Origin of the sequence: Providencia sp. PROV116 (assembly GCF_028482485.1) — a bacterium.
GTDB classification, from domain to species: domain Bacteria; phylum Pseudomonadota; class Gammaproteobacteria; order Enterobacterales; family Enterobacteriaceae; genus Providencia; species Providencia rettgeri.
In genome coordinates this window covers 12,824-37,869 of the sequence record NZ_JAMPQO010000030.1, presented here as the reverse complement: position 1 = coordinate 37,869, position 25,046 = coordinate 12,824, and the positions used below count along the sequence as shown (strand labels likewise).

Below are 25,046 nucleotides of genomic sequence, written 5' to 3'. Positions count from 1 at the left end.
TGCTCCTTTAAAGTCGAATTTATCGGCTAACAATATTGCGAAAATTAATAGCTACTGCTTGATTTTTTAACGTCAAAACCCAGCGTATTTAATAAATTTGCTAATAAACTAGAAGCACCAAAACGGAAATGGCGGCTATCTGCCCAATCATCACCTAAAATCCGACCTGCTAACGCTAAATATTCTGCCGCTTCTTCTGCGGTACGTACGCCACCAGCAGGTTTAAAACCAACAGTTTTTTCCACACCCATATCATGAATGACTTGCATCATGATTTCTGCGCTTTCTAATGTTGCATTAACAGGCACTTTACCTGTTGAGGTTTTAATAAAATCAGCACCCGCTTTAATGGAAATTTCAGAAGCTTTACGGATTAATGCCGCATCTTTTAACTCACCGGTTTCAATGATCACTTTCAACAGCACATTGGCTGCCGCGCAAGCGTCTTTACAGGCTTTCACTAAGTCAAAACCAATTTGCTCATTACCGGCAATCAATGCGCGATAAGGGAATACCACGTCAACTTCGTCCGCACCGTAAGCAATCGCCGCTTTAGTTTCAGCTAATGCGATATCAATATCATCGTTACCGTGAGGGAAATTTGTGACCGTTGCAATACGTACATCTGGAGTGCCTTGTTCACGTAATGTTTTACGTGCAATTGGAATAAAACGAGGGTAAATACAGATTGCTGCTGTATTGCCTGCAGGGCTTTTCGCCTGATGGCACAGTGCGATGACTTTCGCATCAGTATCGTCATCATTTAAAGTGGTTAAATCCATAAGGGACAGCGCGCGTTGTGCGGCCGCTTTTAAATCAGTCATATAACTCTCCAACGTTGTTAATTCTTCAGAACGACACGTTCTTTGTTGGCGAGCGGGCTTGGTTCCTTAAAGATGCTAGTCGGATGCTTTCCGAACTGAGCAGCTGAGATCCTTCTCACCGCATCATGCCCTAGAGTCCTAGACTCTGAGAACTAGCAGTTCCATAGCAGCTTACTAATGCCTATTTGACCATGGAATGATGCCATTTTATGTGCTACAAATCACATTAATCGACTGAATGTTACATTATTAAAATAAAAAATGTGATCACAGTCTAATTATATCATCTCTCGCCATCCATTTTTCTCTCAAATGGCTTTTCAATATATTCTTCATCATTAATTGACTAAGTTAAGAATAGTTGAAAATTTACGATTGATATAAAAAGTCACAAAAGAATATAGCGAATCAAAATGAAAACGGAAGGACTATTGCCCTTCCGATTGACTTATTTGAGTTTGAGATGGTATTAATCTTCCCACCAGACATATAAGTTAAATGACTGCCGCTGCGCCTAACGTCAAGAAAAAGCCTGCAATCGTTGCACTCATTAAGTTAGACAGGGTACCTGCCATAACCGCTTTCATACCTAAACGGGCAACATCACCGCGGCGATTTGGCGCCATTCCGCCTAAGCCACCGAGTAAGATAGCGACGGATGAAAGGTTAGCAAAACCACATAATGCAAACGAAATAATCGCTTTAGTATGGTCAGAAAGTACTTGTTTACCTGCCGCCAGAACTTCAGCATCCGCTTTCATGTATTCACCAAAATTCATGAATGCAACAAACTCATTCACGACAATTTTTTGGCCGATGAAAGAACCGGCAATTGTCGCTTCACTCCACGGCACACCAATTAAGTATGCGATTGGGGCAAATAACCAACCTAACAGTAATTCCAGTGACAGCTGTGGATAATCAAACCAGCCACCAATGCCACCTAAGATACCATTGATCAATGCAATCAAAGCGATAAACGCCAATAACATTGCACCCACGTTCAGCGCTAGTTGCATCCCTGATGATGCCCCAGAAGCGGCCGCATCAATGATATTGGCAGGGCGTTCATCTTCAGCGACTAAATCTGTCGCATCAACCCTATCTTTTACATCTTCTGTTTCTGGAACCATCAGTTTGGCAAATAACAAACCACCTGGAGCAGCCATAAAGGAGGCAGCAATCAGGTATTCCATTGGTACACCCATTTGTGCATAGCCCGCCAAAACTGAACCCGCGACAGAAGCTAAACCACCACACATAATGGCAAATAACTCTGATGTCGTCATTGTTGCAATATAAGGACGAACAACCAATGGCGCTTCCGTTTGCCCAACAAAGATATTTGCTGTCGCAGATAACGATTCTGTTCTTGAGGTTCCCAATATTTTTTGCAGGCCACCACCAAGTACTTTAATCACTAACTGCATGATCCCTAAGTAGTAAAGGACAGCAATCAATGAAGAGAAGAAAACAATGATTGGCAAAACGCGGAAAGCAAAAATAAAACCACCGCCACCAAACAGTTCAAACATTTTATCGGAAACCAAACCGCCAAAGATGAAGCTCATCCCATCTTGACCATATCCAATAACTTTAGAAACCGCGTCAGACATCCCTTGGAGCACACTACGCCCCGCTGGAACATAAAGAACAAATGCACCAATGGCTAATTGAATTAAAAATGCGCCGCCAACTGTGCGTAGCCTAATTGCTCGGCGATTGCTGGAAAATAGAATAGCTATCGCGATAAGTACCGCCATTCCGATAATACTCATAATGAGCTGCATGGAAGGATCCCTGTTCACTTTATTTTAGGTTGATATATAAGGAAACGTGTAAGTCGCCTTGACTCTTAGTTTAATGATTATACCTAGTCATCACCAATAACCCGCAATACTCATCACAAATACATACTGCAATAAACAACAAAAATTCAAGTAATGTGATAAAAATCACAAAATCAACTCAGTTTAGTCTGGAAAGGCACTAAAGTCCTAATTAGCCACAATAAAAACTAAATAGATTTAAATAGCTAATTAATGAAATTATATAAATATTATTTATGATTATGTATACGGTTTTACTGAGGAAGATTAAATAACGACAAACTATTGTTGTAAAGTTGTTGGGCTATTTCTGCAGGGGATTCGTGGCGAAGCTCACATAATGAACGAAAAACCCACTCGATACGTTCAGGACGATTTGGTTCGCCTTGAAAACCCGAAACTGGCATATCGGGGGCGTCCGTTTCGAATAATAATGAAGTCAAAGGGAGTTGTGACATCACATAGCGAGTTTTATTCGCTCTTTCATAGGTAATTGTCCCACCAACACCAATATAATAACCAAGTTTAACAAAGACTTGCGCTTGAGATAGGCTACCAGCAAAGCCATGTACGACTCCACGAGCAGGAACATCAAAACGACGCAACATCGCCGCTAATGGGTCATGACTTTTACGTGAATGCAAAATAACTGGTAAATCAAACTGTTTCGCTAGCTTTAATTGGGCGGACAATACCATTTGCTGGCGTTCAAACTGAGGGTTTTGCATATAGAGGTCGAGCCCTATTTCCCCTATCGCCACACACTTTTTATTTTTTTGGTTAAGATAATCAACCAAAATATCAATGTGTTGCTCTTGAAACTGGCTCAAATATAACGGATGAAACCCCATAGCAGCATGTAACTGCGAATACCGCTGTGCCAGTTGCCAAACTCGTGCAAAATTATCCACACTCACGGTAGGAATAACAATATCACTCACGCCACTTTGTCGAGCAAGCTGCAAACTTTCAGCGAAGGAATCACTAAAAGGAGGGAAATCAAAATGGCAATGGGTATCGATAAATTGATGTTTAGCCATCACGATTTTCGTTTGCTGATATTGCGGCCAAAGGCATTGACGTGACAGGCTCTGCCACCAATTCCGGAATGAGTTCGTTCGGTACTTGTGGCTCAAGCTGAATATCTAATGGATTAGACTCAATTTTTTGTGCCAAGGTATGGCTAAAGCGATTTGTGTTGTGCTCAAAGGCATTACCCAGTGCAGCAATAAAATAACGACCACACCGGCGCCCCGTATGGTAATCTTGATTAAGCGAAGACACCTTACTGCCTAGTGCACTGCTTTTCAGTGGAACGGGTGGATAAATCTCAAAGACCTGTACATCTTTTGGTGGGTTTTCAATAAATTCTTGTGTTCTACGGTAGCTTTTCAGATGAACTTTCAGCATCGCAGCCATACGTTGTAGGCCATTCTTATCCCCTTCCAGCCACCGAGTCATTCTTTTCACCCATTCAGGGGTAAAATACATTTGGGAAGGAACGGTACGGATCACCACAATAGTCTCTGCACCGCGGCGGTATGCCTCTTCAACTGGGATAGCAGCACTAATGCCACCATCTTGGTAAAGCGTACCATCAAATTCGACACCTGCCCGGTAAAAGCCAGGGATAGCGCTGGATGCGCGAATAATATCGAGCCAATTGTCAGCGTCAGGTTTTAGAAAAGCGGCTGAAAAATCATCACTGCGGCTTGCTCCCATATAGAATTCACGACCTGAATTTAATAAATCGAGCCCTGCTTGTATACGTAATGGGAATTCTTTTGCTGTGGTGTCGACGAGCCAATCTAAATCAATCAGATGGCCTCCACGGATAAAGCGCAGTGGATTAAAAAATGCCGAATTAGTCGTATAGCGAGTGATCACACGGCGCGCATAACCCGCTTGCCCACAAATATACGCAGACAGGTTTTGAGCCCCTGCTGAAGTACCTATCATCAGATCAAAAGGGTTGAAGTCAGAAATAAGAAACTCATCCAGTACACCCGCTGTAAAAATCCCTCGTTGGCCGCCACCTTCACAAATCAGGGCAGTTTTTCCCGAGTTGATATTATCAAAGAATGCTAACGGCTCAATCGTGCCGAGTGTAACCGAAACGTGTTTTCCCATAATGCCTCTGGATAGCAGAAGTTCATTTTAAATAGCTCAAAAGCAAAATGAGCTTCCTTTTGAAAGCCCATTCTATCGAGATTGTACAATAAATACTCAGCAATATGAGCTATTGAGACATTTATTTATAGATTAGTTAGCAATCACTAAACCATTTTGTACTGATTTCACCCCGTTAACTTGGGATGCAACTTGGGTAATTTTATCCATCTGATCGGCTGATTTTACGAAACCGGATAAGTAAACAACACCATTGACGGTTTTGACTGATACACTGTTACTCGAAATGCCTTTCGTACCCAGTAATTTTCCTTTTACATCCGCAGTAATCGCTGAGTCATCAATATACTCACCGGTATTTTTAGCGCCACTCGAAATGGCATTCCCAGTGTCTTTACCGGCCATTTCCACTGTCTTAGATGCACTGTCCCACGTTTCTGAAGCTTGTTTTTTCAAAGCACTATCCGATGATGAGCTACAAGCTGCGAGCGCCCAGCTCAACCCAATAACTCCTAACACGCTCAATAGTTTTGCTTTTTTCATAAAAACCTTCCTTTCACTGCAATGGACAACGAATAATATAGCCTAAGTAAAAAAATATAAAAAATAAAGAGAAAGGTAATAAAGACAGAATATTCTTGATGATAAGCACTAAAAAACAGAAAAAGAAGCTTTAAATGAAGTTCGAAATAAGATGACCCACTGACTATTGTTAGCCGTGGGCCATCAACGCAATTAGTGTTCGCGTGTTTTGCGGAATTTAACGTCAGGGTAACGTTCACTGGTGAGGTTAAGATTCACCATAGTCGGTGCGATATAAGATAAGTTATCGCCACCATCAAGGGCTAAGTTTTGCTCATTTTTGCGTTTAAACTCTTCGAATTTCTTCGCATCATCACACTCAACCCAACGCGCAGTAGAAACGTTAACGGCTTCATAGATAGCTTCAACGTTATATTCGCTTTTCAAACGCGAAACTACCACGTCAAACTGCAGCACCCCTACCGCACCAACAATTAAATCATTGTTAGTTAACGGGCGGAAAACCTGTACCGCCCCCTCTTCAGATAACTGAACGAGGCCTTTTAACAGTTGTTTTTGCTTCAGTGGGTCACGTAAACGAATACGGCGGAATAATTCAGGGGCAAAGTTAGGAATCCCCGTAAACTTGAGTTCTTCACCTTGCGTGAAGGTATCACCGATTTGAATCGTGCCATGGTTGTGTAACCCAATGATATCCCCTGCATAGGCATTTTCGACCTGAGAGCGATCCCCCGCCATAAAGGTTAAAGCATCAGAAATAACCACATCTTTTTTGATACGCACTTGGCGTAGTTTCATGCCTTTTTCATAAGTACCTGAAACAATACGCATAAATGCAACACGGTCACGGTGTTTCGGGTCCATATTCGCTTGAATTTTAAATACGAAACCGGTGAATTTTTCTTCTGTCGCATTAACTTGGCGTAAATCTGTTTGGCGTGGCTGCGGCTGTGGAGCCCATTCAACTAAGCCATCTAACATATGGTCAACACCAAAGTTACCTAATGCGGTGCCGAAAAAGACAGGGGTTAATTCACCCTGCAAAAATGCATCATGGTCAAATTCATGGGATGCCCCTTGAACCAATTCCAGCTCATCGCGTAACTGCGCGGCTAGTTCCTCACCAACAGCGGCATCGAGATCGGGATTGTTTAACCCTTTAATTATACGGACTTCTTGAATCGTATGCCCTTGGCCTGTTTGGTATAGGATTGTTTCATCACGTAATAAATGATAAACACCCTTGAATAGTTTACCGCAACCGATAGGCCATGTGATTGGACAACAAGCAATTTTCAGCTCATTTTCCACTTCATCCATTAATTCCATTGGATCACGAATATCACGGTCCAATTTATTCATGAAAGTTAAGATTGGAGTATCACGTAGACGGGTAACTTCCATCAGCTTACGTGTCCGGTCTTCAACCCCTTTACCGGAGTCAATCACCATCAAGCAGCAGTCAACCGCCGTTAATGTACGGTAAGTATCTTCGGAGAAGTCTTCGTGCCCTGGGGTATCCAGTAAGTTAACAAGACAATCATTATAAGGAAACTGCATGACAGAGGTAGTAATCGAAATACCACGCTGCTTTTCCATTTCCATCCAGTCAGATTTAGCGTGTTGATTAGAGCCACGGCCTTTTACCGTACCTGCACGTTGAATAGCATGCCCGAACAATAACACTTTTTCAGTGATTGTGGTTTTACCCGCATCGGGGTGGGATATGATAGCAAACGTTCTGCGTGTGCTAACTTCATGGAGAAAGTTCTGATCTGTCATTTAACCGTTCTTTTCGTTTATATACAGATTTGTATAAGCATTCGAAGAGGCTCAATGTGGCTCTTGGCGTCGCAAATCCGTCTTGTTAATCAAAATTGGCGGATATTTTCGCAGATCTTGGGGGTATTAACAATCAAAGCATCGAGGAACAGGCAAAACAGTCCCCCGATAGCTCACTAAATTGGCTCAATAAATACCGCCTTTAGGCACTGACTAAACGGGTAATTTCATCCCCTAGCGCCTGTGTACTAGCATTGCCTCCCATATCGCGAGTCAAATGTTGACGTTGTTTAATCGCGGTTTCTACTGCGGACATGATAGAATCATGCATCTCGGGACATCCCAAATGCTGCATCATCATGGCTGCAGCCCAAATCGTCCCAATCGGGTTGGCAATATTTTGCCCTGCGATATCAGGTGCTGACCCGTGAACAGGCTCAAACATCGATGGGAATTGTTTTTCTGGGTTAATATTGGCCGATGGCGCAATCGCAATAGTTCCCGTACAAGCAGGCCCTAAATCAGACAAAATATCACCAAACAGGTTTGACCCGACAATCACATCGTAGAACTCTGGCATTCTCACTAAGTTTGCTGCAAAAATATCAATATGAAATTGGTCAACTTTAATATCTGGGTATTGCTTCGCCATTTCAGCTACACGACTATCCCAATAAGGCATTGAATGAAATAGCCCGTTAGATTTCGTCGCTGAACTTAAATGTTTTTTCTCGCGTGACTGCGCCAAATCAAAAGCATATTTTAAGATACGGTCGGTACCTTTACGGGTAAAAATACTTTGTTGCAATACCATTTCTTCATCCGTACCTTCGTACTGAATACCGCCAATCGCAGAGTATTCCCCTTCAACATTTTCACGCACGACATAAAAATCAATATCTCCCGGTTTTTTATCTGCTAGTGGGCATTTAATGCCATCAAATAAGCGTACAGGGCGTAAGTTAACATATTGGTTAAAAGCGCGGCGGATGGGTAATAGCAGCCCCCATAATGAAATATGATCAGGTACACCAGGGAACCCTACCGCGCCGAGGAAAATCGCATCAAATTTTTGCAACTGTTCTAAGCCATCTTCAGGCATCATGCGCCCAGTACGGTGATAGGTTTCGCACGACCAATCAAAATGGGTAAAGTTAAGTTTTACATTGTGTTTATTGGCTGCCGCTACTAATACTTTTAATCCTTCAGGGATCACTTCGGTACCAATACCATCACCAGGAATAACCGCTATGTTAAATTGTGACATTGTGAAAACCTCTGATAAATGAATTATGTCTGTTTGTTCTCCAGTTTAGGGGTTGCTGTGATAAAGTATAGATATGAAGTGTAATCCTTAGGTTTACAAACTATGAACAAGCTTCCTTCGTTAGAGGATATCCGCGTTTTTGTCACAGTTGCCCGCTTGATGAGTTTCTCTCAAGCGGCTTCACAGCTGTTGGTGTCCCCAGCTTATGTTTCTAAACGCATTAAATTGCTAGAAGAAAATTTAGGACAAACTTTATTTTTTAGGACTGCTCGCTCAATTAAGCTAACTCACGAAGGGCAAATTATTTTACGTAGCAGTGAAGTGATGCTAGCTGAATTGGAACAGATGCAACAGCAACTCAACGCCTGTCGCGAAGAGATCCGCGGCAATTTACGTATCAGTTGTAGCACAGGGTTTGGCAGTACCTATATTAACCCGTTTATCCTCACATTACGGGGGAGTCATCCTTTATTAGGCATTGATCTCACTTTGACCGATAAGTCTGTCGATATTATTAGTGAAAATATTGATGTTGATATCTGTATTGGCGGTGCAATAGCAGAGCAATTTATTGCAAGGCGAATTGCACAAAACCAACGAATTTTGTGCGCTTCACCAGCCTATTTAGCAACACACGGCTACCCAAAATATCCACAAGAGTTAGAACAAAAACACTTTTGTATTGCGATTAAAGAGCGCAACCAAGCTCCCGCCGTATGGAAGCTTGAACAACAGCAAGAAAGTATGACGGTCACCCCCAATAGCAAATTAACCGTCAACAATGGTGAAGTCGCGAAACAATGGTGTTTAAGTGGCGAAGGGATCCTATTGCGCTCCCAATGGAGTGTGCAGCCTGAGTTACAGTCTGGCCAATTAGTACGAGTGTTACCGCAATGGCACCAAACCGCAGATGTTTATGCTGTATATTCGAGAAGTCTCCGAACGAGTGCTAATCTTAGAGTCTTTATCGAAAATCTAGAGCAATACCTTGCTACTCACTTATCACATGGTTTTTAGTTAACCCCATAAGTTATAAGGTAAACATGAATTGATGACAGAAACAGAGACATTCAAAGAACGTTTGTTGAAATTGCTAAAACAGAAAAAAATGAGTCAATTAAAAGCAGCTGAAGCCCTTGGGGTTTCCCGAACGGCGGTTAATAAGTGGACAAAAGGCGGTATGATTGATGAAGATAATCTTGAAAAGCTCGCCACGTTATTGGATGTCGACAAAATATGGTTGAAATACGGTGAATATACCAATAACCAAGTTACTGTTAGCAATTCAGGTGTCATGCGCAACATCAACGAAGTTCATCTGCAAGAATCGGCAGATATCGTGACATGGGAGTGGGACTTATTAACTGGAGAATTGAACTACTCGGACAACGTTGAAGCCGTTTATGGCATTAAAATCACCAGTAATGAAGATTTCTGGGCCTTAATGAGCCATGACTCCAAAGAAAAACTGGTCAATGGATATTCTAAAATTATCCGTGAAGGTGGTGCCCATGAAATGGATTTTAAAATTAACTGGGAAGGCGATTACCGCTGGATCACCTCCCGAGCGACAGGGGTCAAAGGCCCGAATGGCAAAGTGACAAAACTGGTTGGGATCAGCTTAGACAACACAGAACGTAAAAATACCGAACTGCGCCTGCGTAAAATCAAATGCTATTTCGACGTCTTATTGTCCCATTTCAATCATTTAGTCGTATTTACCGATAAAGCAGGTGAAATATTAGCCAGCAACTTACACAACCAATCGACTGAAATAGATTACCTTGAACTACAACGTTTATTGTATCAATTAGTGATCAACCATAAGCCATGGTTAGATGAAGTATTTCGCACTGGGCGGGGGCAAATCGTATTTCAAGATAAGCAAATTACAGCTTATCAACACTTTAATGATGAAAAACAGCCTTTTTTAATGTTTGAATTAAAAGATATTTAAAACCGCTATCTTGCCCCACTTATGGCTAAAGCGGGGCAACTTTGGTTATAAATCAAGCACCAATCGTTTAGATTTAGCTCGCGAAACACACAACATCATCGTTTTTTGCTCGGCTTTTTCATCATCATCAAGGTAGTGGTCACGGTGGTCGGCCTCTCCCTCAAGTATCGCCGTTTCACAGGTTCCACAAACCCCATTACGGCATAAACATTCCACGTTAATGCGCTTATCAGCTTCGATCACCTGTAAAATAGACTCATCTTTACCCACTTCCAAACTAAAGCCTGAACGTTGAAAATAGACCTCAAATGAATCCCCTTCACTGGCAATTTCACCAAAATTTTCAAAATGAACCTGTGATTCACCAAGGTGCTGATAACCCTTTTCAATCACCTCATTAATTAATGATTGAGGGCCACATACATACAGATGGCTATTACTCGCTTGTGCTTTAACCAATTGTTCGACAGACATTCGCTGCCCTTGGCTGCTGTCATAAAGAAATAACCGCGAGCTAATACGCTGTTGTAAATGTTCAAGAAATGCCGCTGTTGCACTATCACGAAAACAGTAATGAAGCTCAAAATCCATTTCATTTTCTTCTAGTTCATAGAGATACGAAAGAAAAGGCGTGATCCCAATCCCACCTGCGATCAAAATATGCTTACATTGGTTATCCGCAGCTAATGAGAAAAAATTCTGCGCTGGGGACAAATATAAACTATCCCCAGCAGATAGGTGCTCATGCATAAATGCCGAACCGCCTTTCGAATTTTCATCACGTAAGACTGAAATACAATAGCTTCCACATTGCTGTGGGTCACTGATTAATGAATATGCACGTTGCAAACCAGCCTGCTCACCCATATGAACGGTGACATGACTACCTGCGCTAAAAGGCATTAGCGCGCCCTCTTGTGCAACAAACTCGAACATTTTGATATTTGGGCTAATTTGCTCAATTCGACTGACATTGACTGCAATTTTTTGTTGGTTCATCACAGTGCCCCTCTCATTATTCAATATCTAAACACAGATACTTAGTACTTAAATAATCCTCAATGCCATATCGAGAGCCTTCTTTTCCTAAACCTGATTGTTTTACTCCTCCAAAAGGAGCAACTTCATTAGAAATTAAGCCTGTATTGATACCGACCATGCCACTTTGCAGTTTTTCAGCAACGCGGTAAACACGGCTAACATCACGAGAAAAGAAATAAGCCGCTAAGCCATAAATCGTATTATTGGCACGAGCAATCACTTCATTTTCATCACTAAAACGAATTAATGTTGCAATGGGACCAAAGATTTCTTCATGAACAATCCTCATTGAGTCATCAACATCAACAAGGACTTTTGGATTAAAGAAATTGCCATACTCCGCCACTTCGCTACCTAAGGTTAATTGGTGTGCCCCTTTCGCGAGTGCATCTTGCAGTAACTCATTCATACCATCAATGGCACGTGTTGTTATCATAGGCCCAATATCCGTTCCTATTTCAAGGCCATTACCGACTTGCAATTTGGCGACTTCTGCAACGAACTTGGACTGAAATTCATCGAAAATAGCATCTTGAAGATAAAAACGGTTCACACAAACACAGGTTTGCCCGCCATTACGAAACTTCGCTTGCACCGCACTTTTTACCGCTTTATCAATATCTGCATCATCAAAAACAATAAAAGGCGCATTTCCCCCCAGTTCGAGTGATGTTTTTTTAATTGTCGATGCACACTGCTCAGACAATACTCGGCCAACTTGCGTTGAACCGGTGAATGAAAACTTACTAATAAGCTCATGTTTAGTTAGACGTTCACCTAGAACACGAGAATCCCCAGTAACGATATTAAATATCCCTGCGGGAATACCCGCTTCATCAGCCAGCTGAGCGAGGGCAAGTGCCGTAAAAGGCGTTTCAGTCGCTGGCTTGATGATGATACTACACCCCGCAGCCAGTGCTGGAGCCGCTTTACGGGTGATCATCGCTGCGGGAAAATTCCATGGCGTAATCGCACTGCAAACACCGATCGGCTGCTTGATTGTCGAAAGACGATTACTTCCCACCGTTTGAGGGATAGTTTCCCCATAAACACGTTTCCCCTCTTCCGCAAACCATTCGATAAAAGAAGCCGCATAGCGAATTTCACCTTTTGCCTCATGTAATGGCTTACCTTGTTCAAGAGTCATTAAACGCCCAAGATCGTCAACATGGGCTTCAATCAGCTCAAACCAGTGGCGTAAAATGATAGAACGCGCTTTAGCAGTAAGCTTACTCCAATCTTCCATTGCGACATGCGCTTGTTCAATAGCGTCATCCACTTGGGTGACTGACAGGCTGGGAATTGTTCCCAGCACAGATTGGTCAACAGGATTAGTCACAGGGATTTTTTTATCTGAATCAACCCATTGCCCATTGATGTAGCATGACTGACGAAATAGCGCAGGGTGAGTTAAATGATGCATTTGTGACTTCTCCTTTTGTTTTTTTATGGATAACGTGATTACTCAGTGTGTGCGCCAGCAACAATTTTGTGGAAATGGGCAACCCCATGTTCACTAATTCCACTACGCTGTCTGTCAGCCATAATGCGCCCTTGGCCTCGGTAACCTCGTGATCGCAATCCTTTTTGTACACTTTCCACCAAGCGCAGATCTTCTGGGCGGAATACGGTACGATACCATTCAACTAAGTTTTTCTGATATTCAGTCAGTTCTTCATTGAGGAAATAAATATCATAGTGCTGCAAGGTTTCCCCTGCGTTCACTGGAAACTCATAAATCACCGTCATGAAATCCCCGCCAGGAGGCATATTGAACATGGTGCTTGGCCAAATCCAAAAACCAAAGAAACGAGGGTCTAAAACAGATTCATCAAACTGATAAGAGGACTCAGAGGGTTTTGCTTTACCAATTTGAACAGTCCAATTATCCAATAATTGGTGTTCGTATACGTTAACATCTACGGAACTTGCAAAGCTCACATGGTTAGTTGGACAGTGATAACACTCAATATAGTTATCAACGATGGTTTTCCAATTGGCTGGTGTATGACTAACAAAACGTGCAGCCAATTTTAAATCGCTAATCACCGCACATGCTTCTTGCATTTTTTCGGCTAAGCCTGGAAGCTGCTCTTCAATAGGTTGTGGTTCACCAACTGTCATATTCACATAGATAAACCCTGCATGTTCAATAACATGGAAGCTACTCAATGACATTGCATCTGCTTCAAAATTGTTCACATTCTCACAATTGGTCGCATGTGCTAGTTGACCATCTAACTTGAATGCCCACGCATGGTAAGGGCAAGTAATCACATTTTTGACTTTACCACTTTCACCGCTGATCAACTGGTGCCCACGGTGCGGGCAGACATTATAAAAACCACGCAATACATCATCACGACCACGAACAATCACGAGGCTTTCGCCAATGAGCTCACGAGTGATATACGAATTTTTTTCTTTTACCTCACTAACATGAGCGACACAAACCCATGAATTAGCAAATATTTTTTCTTTTTCATACTCAAAAACATCATTAGACGTGTAATAACGAGCAGGGATTGTCCATGCGTTATCAATATCAAGGTGATCATTAATCGAAATGACTTTAGCTGCATTGCTCATAATTGCCCTCACTTATGTAAACTTATAGTTAACATCTTTTTCAGGAATGTTAATGCAGATCGCATTAATGATCAAATGAAATATTGATAAAAATTTAATCAATAACATTTATTTGTTTTATAACAATGAATTGCATTAACAATAATTATTGCAACTGTTAATAATTAGTTAATTACTTGTTGACTACGTAATCTTTGCATGGCTATTCTCTGTAAACCAAAAGTAGCATTTAACAAAAAAGTACCCTTAAAAACAAAACGAGTATTCCCTGCAAGCCAACTCTCATAAAAGAAAAAAATAAGTGAGCAACTGGAGAAGAGGTATGATGAATCACAAAAAATCCGTATTTTACGTGTCGCTAGCCTTTAGTCTGGCGTTAATCAGTTTTGGGGCATTTATTCCTGATAAACTGGAAGCTTTTTCACATTCCGCCTTAAGTTTTATCTATAACAATCTAGGTTGGTTTATCCTAGGTTCCGTTTTTATCTTTTTCAGCTTTTGTATGTTTCTTGGATTTTCCAAATTTGGTCACATACGTCTTGGTGATGACAATGATAAGCCGGAATACAGCACAGTCACTTGGATTGCGATGTTATTCAGTGCCTCAATTGGTATCAGTTTGATGTTCTGGGGAGTGGCAGAGCCTGTTTCCTATTATATCAGCCCACCAGTTGGTCAAGGTTCAACAGAACAGTCGGCCAAAGCAGCCATGCAATATGTCTATCTACACTGGGGGGTTTCCGCATGGGCGTGTTATGCACTCGTCGGCGTGGCTTTGGGCTATTTCCAATTTAGGAAAAAGCTCCCGTCGTCACTTAGTTCTGTTTTCTATCCCTTAATTGGGGATCGGATCTACGGCTCTGTCGGGAAATGGATCAATATATTGGTGATGTTATCCGTCGTTATTGGTATCGCCACATCATTAGGTTTTGGTACACTACAAGTTAACAGTGGTATGAATTACTTATGGGGATTGCCCATTAGTATTTATGTACAAATTGGTTTGATTGCTATCATTACTGTTGTTTATGTTGCTTCGACAATTTCCGGGCTACAAGGGGCAATAAAACACCTATCAAACTTAAATATCATACTTGCTCTAGGATTGATGGCATTTATCTTTCTATCTGGCCCAACCCAAACTATCTTAAAAGTCTTATTCCAAGGCATAGGAGACTACGTCCAAAATTTTGTCAGCATGTCATTTCGCACTGAACCCTATAATGACGGTACTTGGATTGCTAACTGGACACTGTTTTACTTTGGTTGGTGGATAGCATGGGCACCGCTAGTTGGCAGCTTTGTGGCTCGTATATCGAAAGGAAGAACAATCAAAGAATTTATGATTGGCGCAGTATTTATTCCTGTATTAAGTGCTTTTGCTTGGTTTGCAGTCATGGGTGGGTCAGCAATCCATCTTATTCAAAATCTAGGCCAAACAGCACTGGCTGATGCCGTAAAAACCGATGTCACATCCGCATTGTTTAAGTTCTTAGACTATTTCCCTGCATCGACATTTATTAGTGTTTTAGCCATTGTCTTAGTGCTGATTTTCTTTATTACTTCTGCTAACTCAGCGGTATTTGTACTGGGAATGGTCAGCGAAAATGGGAACCCAAATCCGTCTCATGTCACTAAAACTATTTGGGGAGTCATTATTGCAGCAATCGCGATCGTGCTAATTATGACAGGTGGATTATCAGGTTTGCAATCCGCACTGGTTGCTATGGCGGTGCCATTATCCATCATGATGCTAATTATGTGTTACTCCACCTATAAAGGCCTCAATGAAGAAGTCAATGCACAAGCTGCAGCCAAAAAAGAGTTAAAAGATAATATCCAAATAATTAGTAAACCTATTCTTCCTGAAATTGAAAAATAATCGTCACTAAAAGCACAAACCCCAGTATGTCTGACAACATATTGGGGTTTAATTATATTAGTAATAAATTATTTATTACTTAAATTTATTCATCGGAAAATAGAGTTAAAGCAAGTACTAAAGCATCTTCTCGGCCTTTTTTGGCAGGGTAGTAATCTTTACGTACCGTTACTTGGTGAAAACCTAGCTTATCGTATAGATGCAAAGCAGATGCATTTGATTCTCTCACTTCTAACCATAATGTGAGAATGCCTTTCTTTATGAGTTCCTTGATAAGCTCTTCTAGCAACAAGCGGCCATACCCTTTCCCTTGGTAATCAGGGTGGAGAGCAATATTGAATAGGGTCGCCTCATCAAGAACACATTGTGTTATCGCATAACCAATAATTTGATTATTAACAGAAATTTTTAAGTTATGATACTTTTCCCCTTGATTTCCATAAAAAACTCGCTCAGTCCATGGAAAGTCATGGCTTAACTTCTCAATTAAGTACGCAGTTGCAAGATCAGATTGCTTTAGTGTTGAAATTTTCATCATATTGATAAATTTGTTTCCATAGTGCCCGTTTAGCGCTACAGCTTGTACTTAGCTCAGACAAAACAGGTGAAGTAAACATGACTTTTGAACCTTCAGGCTGGATTTCATCACCTAATACCCAACATGGTGTTATTATTGGTGTTGGGATTAAACCTAATTGCTCTGAATTGACACAAACCACATCGTCCTGTGCAATATTCATGGAAAGAAAAACATCTTTTAGCAATTGGCTATTTAAATCAAGGTTCTCATCAGTAATAATAATAAGCTTAGTCGACGCTGGGATCCTTACACCACGTTCACCACGTAACACAGCAGGATTTCTCACCATCCATTGAGTGATCCCCATTTGTTCTAAAAGCCTGTCACGTCGTGTCATTTGATTTTCCAGTCGCAATTTTACAACCACATCTTATCAAAGGGGATTAATAGCGCCAACAGAGCAATGCTATTTCTCTTATCTTTGGTAAGATGTCATCGGTTTTTTTATTATTTTAGGAGATTGACAGAATATGTCATTACTGACACCTGCCAGCGAAGTTATTCAACGCCATCTCGAACATTTTACAGATCGTCATGTCATTTTGGCTGGTGACATTCAGGATGAGCTCGCTGCAACCTTAGAAGCAGCTAGTGTTCGCGTCATCACCAACCAGTATCATCACTGGCAACGCTTACAACCGTTAATGGGTGATATGGCGTTATTCTCTGCCATAACCCCAGCAGAATTTATCCAGCCTTGCGATACTCTCATTTATTTTTGGCAAAAAAACAAGCAAGAAGCCTGCTTCCAACTCGATGACCTTTGTACTCACCTTGCTGCGGGTAGCCAAATTTTTATCGTCGGCGAAAATCGCAGTGGTGTTAAAAGCGCCGAATCCATTATGGAAGGGATCGCTAACCTACAAAAAATCGACTCTGCACGCCGTTGTGGTTTGTACTATGGTGAATTAGAACAACCCACAACCTTTGATATTGCTCGCTGGTGGCGTCATTATCAAATTGATAATGTTAGAATTAACGCATTGCCTGGGGTATTTAGCCATAATGAGCTTGATATCGGTAGTGACCTACTATTGTCGACGCTAACTGACCCAATGAGCGGTGATCTGCTTGATCTCGCCTGTGGTAATGGCGTGATCGCTGCGGTGATCGGCTCACAAAACCCAGAGATCAAACTCACCTTAAGTGATGTCAGTGCGTCTGCGCTTGATTCCGCAGCATCCACTCTTGAGGCCAATAAACTGGTCGGCAGAGTCATCGCAAGTGATGCCTACTCTGATATTAACGATAATTTTGATTGGATTATTTCAAATCCACCATTCCATGATGGCCTAAACACCAGTTATCGTGCGGTTGAAAATATGATTTACCAAGCCCCTAAATACCTGAAAAAAGGTGGACGTTTGCGCATCGTGGCTAATGCCTTCTTACCATACCCTGATTTACTTGATAAAGCTTTTGGTAGTCATGAAGTACTTGCCAAAACAGGAAAATTTAAAGTTTACCAAGCAGTTAAGCGTTAATTTAATCGCTAATAATTTAGACTAAAGCACAATTCATCGTACTGCTCATTGGCTGGTGATCCTTTACCGGCCATTTTTTCATCAATCAAAAAATACTTCATAAAAAAATTATTGACGTTCGTCCAAATTAGCCTAAAATCCGCACCACATTATTGCTGGTTAGAAGCATTGATGAATCAAAGTTTAGTTAGGTATTGCGAGGGTGGCGGAATTGGTAGACGCGCTAGCTTCAGGTGTTAGTGTCCTATGGACGTGGGGGTTCAAGTCCCCCCTTTCGCACCACTAACTTTGTATAAACCACAATAATTTATTATTGACGTGACAGTATTGCGAGGGTGGCGGAATTGGTAGACGCGCTAGCTTCAGGTGTTAGTGTCCTTCGGACGTGGGGGTTCAAGTCCCCCCTTTCGCACCACTGGTCAGTCATTGTTTATAACACCCTGCCCATTTTGACCTTCCTTGTACGACTAGCGCTGCCCTAATTCTCTATTTTGTTCTGTTACTTACTGATTAGATTATAGAACTAACTTTGTAGAACAAAGGCCATCATAAAACATGCGAGTGAAATAACTGCGGGGACAATCAATAAACGACGAGAACCGCGATTAAATAGCATCCCAGCGGTTGCTACCATCATGGTAATCATAATGATTTTTAGATTATCTAAGCCCATATTATTGAGTATATAAGCAATGCTCAGCAATATCACAGCAAAAACACCCCAAAGGCCAGCACCTATTCGCCTTAAACCTGTGGTTTTTGATATGCTAGTTGGCATAGTGACCTCAACACCCTTAAATGATAATGATTATCAATCATATCTAGTTTCTAGTAAATTTCAATGCTTTTTTATTTCACCACGCTATAAATTAACACTTATTTTACAAAATACAAACTTACGAAAATAGATAAATAAAATGAATATCTTCGGGCTCCAATGCAAATAATTCAGGGTCAGGCTGGGCAATTAAGGAACAACCGAGATGTTGATAAAAGTGCACCGTATTTTCTGAAGGTGTCGCAGAAATATATAAGCCTTTTGCACCTTTTCGCATCGCCATTTCAGCGCATTGTTGGAATAACATCCCTGCTAAACCTTTACCACGATGTGAGTGGCTCACATGCAGGAAAGACAATTGCAGTAAATTTTTTTGTTCGCCGCGCCACACATTATCTAAACTTGCGGCAGCAATTAGCTTGCCCTGCTCAAAAATACCAAGAAATACCGCTCCTTGGTCATAACTTTCCAACAAATGAGGGGTATAAGCTTCAGGTTCGCCTTCTGGCCAACCTTTCATATCAAACCGCTGCTTGGATAGCACCAACTCACCATTTCGATATAGATAAAGGTTTTCAATTAATTCAGTGCGGTCGATAGACCAAACAGATGGGATTTCCTCTCGTTGCAGTTCGCGAACTTCTCTCATAATGTCATTCTCATTATTCGTGCCTATGAATAAGCACATTTATTGTTATTTAATAAATCAATTTATCAAGATAATGAATAAAAAAAGAAGTGCAAATGTTTAGTACGTTCATTGAGGCATGGTTGAAAAATAAGAAAAAAAAGGGCTAGAAATAAAAAAACTCCCCGCAACATCCTATTGCGGAGAATTTTTACTACAGGGTTGGTTTATTGCTTCAATCCCATTGCATCGCGCATGGTAAAGAACAAATCAGTTTGGTCAGTCAGACCCATTACGTTTGCCGCATGTGGACCATAAGCTGCCACACGTAACTGAGCACCTGTGTGCTCTTGAGAATCATCTTCTTCAGAGTTACCGTAATTTACCACCATCACAGAACCGTCTTTAGTAATCAACGCTTGCGTTAAACCCGTTGACTTAGTGCCTTCAGGAATAATTTGGCTTGAATGTGAATGGTCAGCAGTCACGATAACTAATGTATCACCATGTTTTTTAGCGAAATCTAAGCCGACTTGTACTGCTTGGTCGAGAGCGACAGTTTCACCAATTTGACCACATGGATTTGCTTTATGGTCTTGCTTATCGATAGAAGCGCTTTCAACCTGCAAGAAGAAACCATTTGGGTTGACTTCTAACAGCTCAATCGCTTTTTTCGTCATTTGAGCCAATGTTGGTGCATTCGGGTCTAACTTAGCATTCGGTTTACATTCTAACGGCGCATTGTTGATATTACCGTAATGAACCGCTTTCGGGCCTTCCCATGCAACAGTCATGTTGCCATCATGGAATAAGCCCAGAACAGGTTTATCTTGATTTGCAACAGTAATGCTGTCTAATGACTTAGCGTCACGCACAATATTATACCCACGCTCAATCGCCTGTTGCTCCAACGTTTTACCTTTGTAGTCACCCGCCTTTGCTTCTTGCTTGAAGCTCTTAGCTCCACCACCAAGGGTGACATCTGGGCGAGTTACTAACAGTTGCTCTGAAATTGAACCACGACCGCCATTTTCTAGCGCGTTAGCCGCACATTTTTCTGCTGTTTCCTCAGGGCCATAACATTTACGAGCACTCACATGCGAAAACTGTGCAGCTGGCGTAGCGTCTTGAATCTCAGAGGTTGTGACGTTACCCGTCGCTTTACCATTACGTTTAGCTATCTCAATTAATGTCTCATGATCGTTGCCAAATACATCAATCCCTAATGCGCCATTGTAGGTTTTTACACCAGAAGACCACGCCGTGGCAGACGCTGCAGAGTCAGTCACATAGTCTGGTTTTTGGGTTTTCTTATCTAACGCATAATGGGTATATTGGCCTGTAATTGGCAAGGCATCGATTCCTTTAAAGAACCCTGAAGCACCTTCTGCATAGTTACGGGCAACGGTTATCTCTGAGTCACCCATACCATCACCAATAAACAGAATCACATTTTTGGCTTGGCCATTGTGAAGTGCCGCTTTCATGATATCAGTTTGCTCTGTCGCTAAACGACGCGCACCACCAAATTTTGTGATATCACCTTGTGCCGCACGGTTTTCTGACACCGCATCATTTTTATCAGCCGCGTAGGCAGGGACTGCACTTCCTAAAATTAAAGTACTTACCGTGACAGCTAAAAGGGATTTCATAAAATTACCAGTCATAACTGTTTCCTTGCCAATCAATAATGAAAAGAGAAAATGTGTATTTCAAATAATGACAGGCATGCTAAAGGAGCTAGATGACAGTTGAATGACGCTTTTATGGCGAAATGAAGACGTTTGTCATAAATGTGAAAAAGCAGCTAAATATAAGCTGCTTGTTGTGAATCAGTGTTATGGCTATTTACCATTGTGACACAAGTTGATTTGTTCCCTCATAAAGCGTTTCACACCAAGAAACATAGTCGTGCCCGCTAGGTAACTCAATAGCATCAACTTGATAACCTTTGTGTTTTAGAACATCCAGTAATCGGTAGTGGTTCTGAATAATTCCCCCCCAACTACCGCGTTGTTCGAATAAGCCGGCCTCAAGGAAAAAACGGATAGGTTGCGTTGGTATAATTTCGATTTCACGAATTAACCACTCAGGGTCTTTATCTTTTGGAGCCCACCAATAAGATCCTGACATACTGATAACATTACCGAAGATTTCAGGATGTTGTAATGCATTCCATGTCGCGCCAATCCCACCATAACTGGAACCCGCAATAATCGTATGGCTTGCAGATGCTTGAATTCCCATTTGTGCTAATTGAGGCATGAGCTCATCCGCCAGCAACTTAGGAAAGACATCATTAGGGGGAAGCACATCCCCACGACGCTCTGAATTTATGCTATCAACAAATATAATATTCATAGCTGGAAAACTCCCCTGATTCATCCACTTATCAAAGAATTTCTCCATTTGATAGTTTTGCAGGTAAATTTGCCCATCCAATAGCAACAATAACGCCGGTGTTTCCATTGGTACATTAGGCTGATAAACCGTTATTTTTCTTTCGTTTTTTAATATTTGACTCACCAACGTAAAAGTCTCTAAACGGCCTTTAATCTGCCGATTTTCTACATCAGGAAAGTGACACTGGCGTATGTTCGGTGCCAATGATAACAACGAAAAACGATTATATTTATCTACATTTAGGGAAGGAATAACGTGAGAATTATATGGGTCAGACTGCGCGGTGACTAGAATTGCTTTACGTTGGGCAAAACCGCCTTCCGGTACAGAAGGGATATCAGGTGCAATTTTATATTGCGATAACGTATCATTCGGGATGATAAAAGAACGATACCAAATATCCGTTCCCGCCAAATGGGCCATTCTTTCGTGATTACCTGACGGCGCACCTAAAATATAGGCGTTTGCTTTCGCGCCACGCCAAAGGAATGTCACCCGTTTTTGTCTATTTGAAAAATCTTCAACCAGTGGCGTTCCTTGCGCGGCAACGGCTTGCCAAAATGCGCTTGTATCACCATTTTGATAATATTCATCCAGTAAACTTTGCAGCTTGGGACTAACCGGTTCATTATCCTTTTTAATGGCTAAAGGCTGGTACTGGGTGACATCAAACTTTAATTGCCAAGGTTTACCCAGCTCACCATTCAACGCTAAATAATAAACCCCATTTTTTGATACTAAATAATCTGCACTATGAGGTTCTTGTACTGAACCGTACTCTTGCAATGCACGCACTGGCTGTTTATTGGAATCCAATAATAGAACCTTGGAAAGACCTTCACCGCGTTGTTTTATAAAATCTTGCTGCGATACTTCAAAAGATAAGCAGCTATGACCTTCGCTATCATGTACCCCTTCAGCAAAGGAAAGCTCAGATAAACGCATACAGTCAGCGTGTGTTGCCATCACCGCAGAAGAAAACAACATACAACCTAAAAGAGGCAAAGATTTCACATCAAATTCCAGTGAGTCAATTGATAATAATTATTACTATCAAAAAACTCTTTTAAACTCAATGGCTCACAGCACGTTTTTCCACCAGTTGGTTAATTAACTGCAGCGCACTCAATAAATAATAGCGTTGTTTTTTTATTAATCTCAAATAACGACGAGTCGCGGGAATGCGGCTCACCATTTCTGATGCCGTGTAAGGCTCAATTTCACAACGCCAACGACCTCGGCTAAACTCTATCTCGCAATGATTAAATTCCAGCTCTTCTAATGTTTGCCTAATAATTGGGTACTCATTCAGCCATTCAATCACTTTCTGCCCATCCATCTGTTTCGAAACAAAATGGACATGCTTCTTCTTTATAGTCCCACGGGTTTTTACTTCAATTTTTGCATTGATACTATCTGTACATTGGCCAGATACCGCAAAACGGCTATACACGATAAAAGCGAGAAACAATTTTCTTGTCCGTTCAGTCACCTCAATCGTTAATTCGGGTTGAGGCTGCATATGGAGCACTCCGGGTGCCCCCCACTCACATGGATAAGGCGCCATGTCCTTCTCAACACGGTTAAGAGTCAATCCTGTTTGATATCCGGCAGGCAAACGTTGCTGGATAAACTTACCGATTTTCTTCTGCAAAGACGGTTTAGGCGAGGTTACGTAATGGCTCAAGTTGGCCTCCTTCCATTTCTTCATCAGCGAAGGAATTAGATAAAACGTATTCAACATCCACAGGTTTAAATGGGTTCACTTTCTGTACAAAAACGGTCCAAATTAATGCATATCCTGCTGTTAAACCTAACATAATGGCAAAAGGAATATAGATATCCGATTTATTCATGCCTGGTGGAGTGATATACACAATCGCTAAAATAATCCCGACACTCGAAATAATTTGCGGTATAGGGAAAAAAGGCGAACGATAGGCTCGATGTAAGTCAGGTCGACGAATACGCAATAACACTACTGAAATCGTTACCAGCAAGTAAGCCGTACCCCAAGAACACACCGCCGCCAGTACCAATGGAATGATACGATCAAGGTCGCCTTGAATAGCAAAAGCGTGCAAACATGGGATCATCACAGCTACTAAAATACCGAATACTGGAGTTTTAAAACGAGGGTGCAAATAAGCAAAGATGCGTGGTAATGCCCCATCAAGAGCCATTCCATAAAGAATGCGAGGAACCGCTGCCATTAACGTATTGATGGTCGCTCCACCAGCCAGTAATAACGCGATACCTATCCAGTATTTACCAAACTCACCCATAACAATTTCGGCGAATGCAGGGATTGCCATCGGTGTTTCAAGTAAACGCGTACCTGTCAGCGGGTCAACGACCACATTTTCCACTTGGTTCGCTAGCGCTGCACCGAATAACACCATACAGAGTGCGACACAAAATAAACCTGTTGTCATCGCACGGGGAATCACTTTCGCGGAATTTTTAATTTCAGGAGCCATTGGGGTTACTAGCTCACAACCAACAAACATGAACATTGCCATACCAACAAAGCTCAGTATTAGTGTTGGGTCAGTATTGAGAGGCTGACCAAACCAGCCGTCCATATCCACATGAAATGGCAACAACAAACCACTCACACTAAAAATTACTAACGTGGACCACATGGCAAATGTCAGTACAACCTCGACCTTACCAAAGGCCTCAATACCAAATGCATTTAAGATACCAAACGTGACAACCAACCCAACACCAACCATCCAAGATGAGTTACTGGTCTCTAAGACCGTGTTGAGATGTTCAAAATTAACGAGAGCCATAATCCCTGACAGAATAGTTTCAGCTGTTCCTGCAAATACATGCACAATCAAGTAAGCCGAAAGCGCACCTGTTATCGCCCAAAAGCGTCCCATCCCACAAGAGATATAGTCATATACTGAGCCTGACGTTGGTAGAATGGCCGCAGCCTCCGAAAATGTAGTTAACTGAGCTTGCATCATGATGAAACTGAGTAGCACCGCTAAGGCAAACGTATCGCCACCGATGCCGAATCCACTCGTGACGGTTAAAATAACAGGACTGGCCATAATCAAACCAGCAGAACTCGCCAAGGTGGTCGGAAAGCCAACTTTCCCTTTTTCTAAATGTGTCGACAATTTTGAGGATAAATTCATCTTGCTTCCCTCTCACTCTCTATCTAGCTATTAATGTGAATTTTTTGTAAAAATAAAGTGGTTTCATATCCACTATAGAAATAAGCTTAAATCCACTGCTATCGTTCTAAAGGACGATACCCAGAGAGAGGGGAAATAAAGTATAGCTCGCGAAAAGTACCCATATTTTTAAAAACA

The 25,046-nt window shown here is 41.6% G+C and carries 22 protein-coding genes and 2 tRNA genes; 6 read left to right on the top strand and 18 right to left on the bottom strand.

What is annotated here, in order from left to right:
• Positions 1-44: 44 nt before the first annotated feature.
• From deoC to PSE72_RS17635, 7 genes are all read right to left on the bottom strand, one after another.
• Positions 45-824 carry a deoxyribose-phosphate aldolase gene (deoC, locus tag PSE72_RS17665; protein ID WP_115166593.1) on the bottom strand — a complete coding sequence of 260 codons (780 nt, stop codon included), beginning with the start codon at positions 822-824 and terminating at the stop codon, positions 45-47.
• 494 nt (positions 825-1,318) lie between these two features.
• Positions 1,319-2,602, bottom strand: coding sequence for a NupC/NupG family nucleoside CNT transporter (locus PSE72_RS17660; protein WP_181937082.1), 1,284 nt, complete (start codon positions 2,600-2,602; stop codon positions 1,319-1,321).
• 305 nt (positions 2,603-2,907) lie between these two features.
• Complete coding sequence (locus tag PSE72_RS17655; RefSeq protein ID WP_115166592.1) at positions 2,908-3,693, bottom strand: TatD family hydrolase; 786 nt, start codon at positions 3,691-3,693, stop codon at positions 2,908-2,910.
• Positions 3,686-4,783: a patatin-like phospholipase family protein gene (locus PSE72_RS17650; RefSeq protein WP_004914789.1), complete on the bottom strand. Its 1,098-nt coding sequence runs from the start codon at positions 4,781-4,783 to the stop codon at positions 3,686-3,688. Before PSE72_RS17650 ends, PSE72_RS17655 begins: the two co-directional genes overlap by 8 nt.
• A 132-nt stretch (positions 4,784-4,915) precedes the next feature.
• Positions 4,916-5,326, bottom strand: a complete 411-nt coding sequence (locus PSE72_RS17645; RefSeq protein WP_115166591.1) for a BON domain-containing protein — start codon at positions 5,324-5,326, stop codon at positions 4,916-4,918.
• A 192-nt stretch (positions 5,327-5,518) separates the two neighbouring features.
• Positions 5,519-7,108, bottom strand: a complete 1,590-nt coding sequence (gene prfC, locus PSE72_RS17640; protein WP_004914793.1) for a peptide chain release factor 3 — start codon at positions 7,106-7,108, stop codon at positions 5,519-5,521.
• A 202-nt stretch (positions 7,109-7,310) separates the two neighbouring features.
• The gene (locus PSE72_RS17635) at positions 7,311-8,375 is read right to left on the bottom strand and encodes a tartrate dehydrogenase (RefSeq protein WP_004914795.1); all 1,065 of its coding nucleotides are present in this window, start codon (positions 8,373-8,375) and stop codon (positions 7,311-7,313) included.
• Positions 8,376-8,477: 102 nt separating this feature from the next.
• On the opposite strand from PSE72_RS17635, the gene PSE72_RS17630 reads away from it, so the two are divergent.
• Entirely contained in the window at positions 8,478-9,392 is a 915-nt protein-coding gene (locus PSE72_RS17630) for a LysR substrate-binding domain-containing protein (RefSeq protein ID WP_115166590.1), read from the top strand.
• 34 nt (positions 9,393-9,426) lie between these two features.
• Entirely contained in the window at positions 9,427-10,332 is a 906-nt protein-coding gene (locus tag PSE72_RS17625; protein ID WP_004914800.1) for a helix-turn-helix domain-containing protein, read from the top strand.
• 45 nt (positions 10,333-10,377) lie between these two features.
• On the opposite strand, the gene PSE72_RS17620 is transcribed toward PSE72_RS17625, so the two are convergent.
• The 3 genes from PSE72_RS17620 to PSE72_RS17610 are packed head-to-tail and all read right to left on the bottom strand — an operon-like array spanning position 10,378 to position 13,962.
• The gene (locus tag PSE72_RS17620; protein WP_115166589.1) at positions 10,378-11,331 is read right to left on the bottom strand and encodes a PDR/VanB family oxidoreductase; all 954 of its coding nucleotides are present in this window, start codon (positions 11,329-11,331) and stop codon (positions 10,378-10,380) included.
• A 16-nt stretch (positions 11,332-11,347) separates the two neighbouring features.
• Positions 11,348-12,796, bottom strand: a complete 1,449-nt coding sequence (locus PSE72_RS17615) for an NAD-dependent succinate-semialdehyde dehydrogenase (protein ID WP_115166588.1) — start codon at positions 12,794-12,796, stop codon at positions 11,348-11,350.
• Between the two features lie 38 nt (positions 12,797-12,834).
• Positions 12,835-13,962, bottom strand: coding sequence for an aromatic ring-hydroxylating oxygenase subunit alpha (locus tag PSE72_RS17610; protein WP_004914806.1), 1,128 nt, complete (start codon positions 13,960-13,962; stop codon positions 12,835-12,837).
• A gap of 322 nt (positions 13,963-14,284) precedes the next feature.
• On the opposite strand from PSE72_RS17610, the gene PSE72_RS17605 reads away from it, so the two are divergent.
• Positions 14,285-15,844: a BCCT family transporter gene (locus tag PSE72_RS17605; RefSeq protein WP_217007888.1), complete on the top strand. Its 1,560-nt coding sequence runs from the start codon at positions 14,285-14,287 to the stop codon at positions 15,842-15,844.
• An 85-nt stretch (positions 15,845-15,929) separates the two neighbouring features.
• Here the strand turns inward: PSE72_RS17605 and rimI are convergent, their stop codons facing one another.
• A complete protein-coding gene (rimI, locus tag PSE72_RS17600) occupies positions 15,930-16,382 on the bottom strand; it encodes a ribosomal protein S18-alanine N-acetyltransferase (RefSeq protein ID WP_109911832.1) in 453 nt (150 codons plus the stop codon).
• On the bottom strand, positions 16,351-16,761 hold the full coding sequence (locus PSE72_RS17595) for a DNA polymerase III subunit psi (RefSeq protein ID WP_004914814.1): 411 nt from the start codon (positions 16,759-16,761) through the stop codon (positions 16,351-16,353). The genes rimI and PSE72_RS17595 overlap by 32 nt, the downstream gene beginning before the upstream one ends.
• A gap of 133 nt (positions 16,762-16,894) precedes the next feature.
• On the opposite strand from PSE72_RS17595, the gene rsmC reads away from it, so the two are divergent.
• The 3 genes from rsmC (at position 16,895) to PSE72_RS17580 (ending at position 18,323) form a co-directional block, all read left to right on the top strand.
• Positions 16,895-17,908: a 16S rRNA (guanine(1207)-N(2))-methyltransferase RsmC gene (rsmC, locus tag PSE72_RS17590; protein WP_115166587.1), complete on the top strand. Its 1,014-nt coding sequence runs from the start codon at positions 16,895-16,897 to the stop codon at positions 17,906-17,908.
• 196 nt (positions 17,909-18,104) lie between these two features.
• Positions 18,105-18,190, top strand: a tRNA-Leu gene (locus PSE72_RS17585).
• Between the two features lie 47 nt (positions 18,191-18,237).
• Positions 18,238-18,323 (top strand) — tRNA-Leu (locus PSE72_RS17580).
• 108 nt (positions 18,324-18,431) lie between these two features.
• On the opposite strand, the gene PSE72_RS17575 is transcribed toward PSE72_RS17580, so the two are convergent.
• The 6 genes from PSE72_RS17575 to PSE72_RS17550 form a co-directional block, all read right to left on the bottom strand.
• Positions 18,432-18,686 (bottom strand): DUF1435 family protein, encoded by a 255-nt coding sequence (locus tag PSE72_RS17575; RefSeq protein WP_115166586.1) that lies wholly within the window; start codon positions 18,684-18,686, stop codon positions 18,432-18,434.
• Positions 18,687-18,804: 118 nt separating this feature from the next.
• The gene (locus PSE72_RS17570; protein WP_115166585.1) at positions 18,805-19,335 is read right to left on the bottom strand and encodes a GNAT family N-acetyltransferase; all 531 of its coding nucleotides are present in this window, start codon (positions 19,333-19,335) and stop codon (positions 18,805-18,807) included.
• Positions 19,336-19,541: 206 nt separating this feature from the next.
• Positions 19,542-20,981, bottom strand: a complete 1,440-nt coding sequence (phoA, locus tag PSE72_RS17565) for an alkaline phosphatase (protein ID WP_004914820.1) — start codon at positions 20,979-20,981, stop codon at positions 19,542-19,544.
• 181 nt (positions 20,982-21,162) lie between these two features.
• On the bottom strand, positions 21,163-22,731 hold the full coding sequence (locus PSE72_RS17560; RefSeq protein ID WP_272691040.1) for an alpha/beta hydrolase-fold protein: 1,569 nt from the start codon (positions 22,729-22,731) through the stop codon (positions 21,163-21,165).
• A 58-nt stretch (positions 22,732-22,789) separates the two neighbouring features.
• Positions 22,790-23,404, bottom strand: coding sequence for a DUF3156 family protein (locus PSE72_RS17555; protein ID WP_232801102.1), 615 nt, complete (start codon positions 23,402-23,404; stop codon positions 22,790-22,792).
• Positions 23,379-24,869, bottom strand: coding sequence for an APC family permease (locus PSE72_RS17550; RefSeq protein WP_004914823.1), 1,491 nt, complete (start codon positions 24,867-24,869; stop codon positions 23,379-23,381). Before PSE72_RS17550 ends, PSE72_RS17555 begins: the two co-directional genes overlap by 26 nt.
• Positions 24,870-25,046: the final 177 nt, after the last annotated feature.